1 pseudogene is annotated in these 1370 nt (G+C 64.8%); it reads left to right on the forward strand.

From position 1 onward, the window contains the following. Positions 1-50: 50 nt before the first annotated feature. A pseudogene (locus AC07EQ_RS43375) lies at positions 51-1327 on the forward strand (IS256 family transposase). Positions 1328-1370: the final 43 nt, after the last annotated feature.

Genomic DNA, 1370 nt, shown 5'->3' on the forward strand with positions numbered 1-1370 from the left:
GGGACTGTAAGTTCTGCGGTGTAACTGTCCACAGTGGAGGATAGTGCACCATGAGTGATCAGAGCAAGGACGCGTCGCTGCAGGTCTCGCCGGTGGTGGACAGGCAGGTGGTGGCCGAGCTGGTCAAGCGTGCCCAGGCCGATGGGGTGGCCATCGGTGGCGAGGGCGGGTTGATGCAGCAGCTGACCAAGATCGTGCTGGAGTCGTCGCTGGAGGGCGAGATGGACGCCCATCTGGGTTACGGCAAGCATGACCCGGCCGGTCGTGACGGGGGGAACTCGCGGAACGGGACGCGGTCGAAGACGGTGCTGACCGAGGCCGGTCCGGTCGAGATCACCGTGCCCAGGGACCGGGATGCCTCGTTCGAGCCGAAGATCGTGCGTAAGCGGCAACGCAGGCTGTCCGGGGTGGACGGGATCGTGGTGTCGCTGACCGCGAAGGGCCTGACCACCGGAGAGGTCTCGGCGCATCTGGCCGAGGTGTACGGGCCGAGGTGTCCAGGGAGACGATCTCGGTGATCACCGACCGGGTGCTGGAGGGGATGACGGAGTGGCAGAACCGGCCGCTGGAGCGGGTGTACGCGGTGGTGTTCATCGACGCGATCCAGGTCAAGATCCGGGAGGGACAGGTCGCCAACCGGCCCATCTACCTCGCACTGGGCGTCACCGCGAGCGGGGAACGCGACATCCTCGGGCTCTGGGCCGGTGAACACGGCGACGGCGAGGGCGCCAAATACTGGCTTCGGGTACTCACCGAGATCAAGAACCGTGGCACCTCCGACGTGCTGATGGTCGTCTGCGACGGACTGAAAGGCCTGCCCGAGGCGGTGACCACGGTGTGGGAGAAAGCGATCGTGCAGACCTGTGTCGTGCATTTGCTGCGCAACAGCTTCCGTTACGCCTCACGCAAGGACTGGCCGGCGCTGGCCAAGGACCTCAAACCCGTATACACCGCCCCCTCAGAGCAGGCCGCCCTGGACCGGTTCGTCGAATTCTGCGAGAAATGGGAGAAGAAATACCCGGCGATCGTGCGGTTGTGGACCGCCGCGTGGGCGGAGTTCGTGCCGTTCTTGCAGTTTGACGTCGAGATCCGCAAGATCATCTGCACCACCAACGCGATCGAGAGCATCAACTCCCGGCTACGCCGTGCGATCAACGCCCGAGGGCATTTCCCCACCGAACAAGCCGCCCTGAAATGCCTCTACCTCGCCCTCATGGGCCTGGACCCCACCGGACGAGGCCGCGGACGCTGGACCATGCGCTGGAAAGCCGCCCTCAACGCTTTCGACCTCGCCTTCGACGGACGCCTGTCCGCCGCACGCAACTAAGCCAGATCATCAAACCCAGTTACACCCAAAACTGGACAGCCCC

The sequence above is a fragment of the Saccharopolyspora sp. NPDC045839 genome, assembly GCF_056431645.1.